General features: G+C 62.1%; 2 protein-coding genes. One reads left to right on the top strand and one right to left on the bottom strand.

The window, feature by feature from the left end; translation table 11 throughout:
- Window positions 1-184: 184 nt before the first annotated feature.
- The gene (locus EOD07_RS33785) at window positions 185-820 is read right to left on the bottom strand and encodes an RraA family protein (protein WP_127238294.1); all 636 of its coding nucleotides are present in this window, start codon (window positions 818-820) and stop codon (window positions 185-187) included.
- 220 nt (window positions 821-1040) lie between these two features.
- Here EOD07_RS33785 and EOD07_RS33780 point away from each other — a divergent pair.
- Window positions 1041-1607, top strand: a 567-nt coding sequence (locus tag EOD07_RS33780; RefSeq protein WP_245470596.1) for an SDR family oxidoreductase, incomplete at its 3' end; no start/stop codon positions are given.

The following is a 1607-nucleotide window of genomic DNA, read 5'->3' as shown; positions in this document are numbered from 1 at the left end:
CCATCATTCTCTCCATTTTCCCCTGTTGGCGCATCCGGGTCGTGGCCGGAATGCATTCTCTTGATTGTCGCCGAGCCGCCCTGGGCGGATCGGCGAGGTTGCGCTCCTCCTTCAGAGGTGGAGCGGCAATGTCTGCAATCGCTGGCCGGCCTGCGATCGAGGCCCCGGCGTCAAGCTCCGCGATTCAATGGCTGCTGGCCGAAGCCTGGGCATAGGCGCCCTGGTAACGGTTCTCCTTGATGCTCTGCATGATGTCGGCTTCGCGCGCTTCCTGCGCCTTGACGGCTGCCAGCAGGGCCACCGCCCCTTCGAGCGGAAACGCAACGACGCCATCCTCGTCGCCCACGACGATATCGCCGGGACCGACCACCATTCCGCCCACCGAGACCGCAACATTGATGGCCCCGGGACCATCCTTGTAGGGACCGAGATGGATGGCCGATCGCGCGAAGCAGGGAAATGGATTGCGGCCGATGGCGCCGGCATCGCGGATGGCTCCGTCGATGACGATGCCGGCCGCGCCGCGTGAGGCAGCGAGGCTTGTCATGATCTCGCCGACGAGCGCCCGCCCTTCGTAACCGCCGCCATCGACGACGATGACATCGCCCGGCTTTACCAGGTCGAGCGCGCGGTGGATGAACTGGTTATCGCCTGGGCGCGTCCTCACTGTCAGCGCCCGTCCGACCATGATGCCGTCGATCTTGTGGAACGGTCGCAGCCCGACAGCGCCGGGCACGCGGGCGAGATTGTCGCTGATCAACGGCGTGGCAAAGACGCGGAACGCGTCGACCAGTTCACCTTCCCGTTGCCCGCCTGCCATTTCATCCTCCAGCAGTTCAATTTTCTGAATATATTATCCAATCATCATTTGAACGCCAAAGTCAACCGACTTGCTGGGGATCGTTCGAAAAAGCCAATTCTCCGGCAATTTCAGGCACGGAAGCCATTTTTCGACCTGCCATATCGGGCTTGCCATCAGTTCGCGCTTGGCGATAAATTGGATAACATATCCTCATTGGACTCACAAAAAGGAATCAACCGTGAAGCATGCAGGCAAAGTCGTGATCATCACCGGGGCAGCGCAGGGCCTGGGCCTCGCCTGCGCCGAGCGCTTTCATGCCGACGGCGCCAATGTCGTGCTCGTGGACGTGAAGGCCGACCGCGGCCGCGAGCATGCGCAACGTCTTGGCGAGCGCGCCGTCTGGCTCGAAGCAGATCTTTCCGCGTGCACGGCGGACATGGCCGCCAGCATCATCGCCGCGGCCGCCGATGCCTTCGGCGGCGTCGATGTCTTGATCAACAATGCCGGCGTGATCCACCTCGATGATTTCGTCGACTTCCCCGAAGAGGCTTTCGATTGGGTTCAGCGCATCAATCTGAAAGCGCCGTTCCTTCTCGGCCAGGCCGCGGCGCGAGCCATGATCGCTCAGGGGCGCGGCGGCTCGATCATCAACATGTCGTCGATCAATGCGATTCTCGCCATTCCCAATTCCGTCGCCTACGCGGTGTCCAAAGGCGGCATCAAGCAATTGACGGCGGTGATGGCGGTCGGACTCATCCCGCACCACATCCGCGTCAACGCCATCGGACCCGGCACAATCCTGACC

Source organism: Mesorhizobium sp. M2C.T.Ca.TU.002.02.1.1 (assembly GCF_003997225.1).
The sequence above is the reverse complement of the archived record's forward strand: the minus strand, read 5'-3'. Positions and strand labels throughout refer to the sequence as shown.

Bases quoted from the DNA above. Each gene is read 5' to 3' on its own strand.
- EOD07_RS33785 (WP_127238294.1), bottom strand. From the start codon at position 820: ATGGCAGGCGGGCAACGGGAAGGTGAACTGGTCGACGCGTTCCGCGTC.